This window comes from Pelotomaculum propionicicum (assembly GCF_004369225.1).
GTDB lineage: Bacteria > Bacillota > Desulfotomaculia > Desulfotomaculales > Pelotomaculaceae > Pelotomaculum_B > Pelotomaculum_B propionicicum.
In genome coordinates this window covers 1-678 of record NZ_QFFZ01000161.1, presented here as the reverse complement: position 1 = coordinate 678, position 678 = coordinate 1, and the positions used below count along the sequence as shown (strand labels likewise).

The following is a 678-nucleotide window of genomic DNA, read 5'->3' as shown; positions in this document are numbered from 1 at the left end:
CGTTTATTCTTTAGCCTTCCTTTGGACAGCGATGCCAGGAATTTAGGGTCATCGATGCCGGAAACGATGGCATCAAGTATAGCGCGTCCGGAAACTCCTGTGATGTCAGTAGCTACGGAGGCTAATTTGATGCCGGCGCCTTCAAGCACCTTTTGAATCCGGTTCACTTCCCGTGCGCGTTCGTCAACCAGGCTCTTGCGGTAGCCGACCAGTTCTTTCAATTCTCTTTGTTCACGGTTCTGAATGAAACTGCCTCTAAGGAGACCGTGACGGAGCAGATTGGCGCTCCAATCGGCATCCTTAACGTCGGTCTTGCGCCCGGGAACAGTCTTGATGTGTTGAGCGTTTACCACCAGGATCTCCTTCAGGTCGTATTGCTCTAAGATGTTGTAGATTGGCTTCCAGTAGACGCCGGTAGATTCCATAGCCACATGGGTACAATCTTTAGCCTTGATCCAATCAGCTAAATCAAGCAGATCAGCTGTGAAAGTACCAAATGTTCTTAGCTCCTTTCCTTTAGGGGTGATGATGCAAGCTGTAATGGTCTTCTTATGAACATCCAGCCCACAGCAGTTTGCATAGAGGATCTCCATTTGTATTGCACTCCTTTAGCGGTTTGTTATTGGGCTGGTGCAGTGACCTAAAATGAGGCATTCTGCCATGCGTGCTTCCCTGCGG

The 678-nt window shown here is 49.3% G+C and carries 1 protein-coding gene; it reads right to left on the bottom strand.

Going from position 1 to position 678, the window contains the following annotated elements; genetic code table 11:
* Nucleotides 1–593 (bottom strand): IS110 family RNA-guided transposase (locus Pmgp_RS19335; RefSeq protein ID WP_134216315.1); only part of this gene is annotated, 593 nt, incomplete at its 3' end.
* Nucleotides 594–678: the final 85 nt, after the last annotated feature.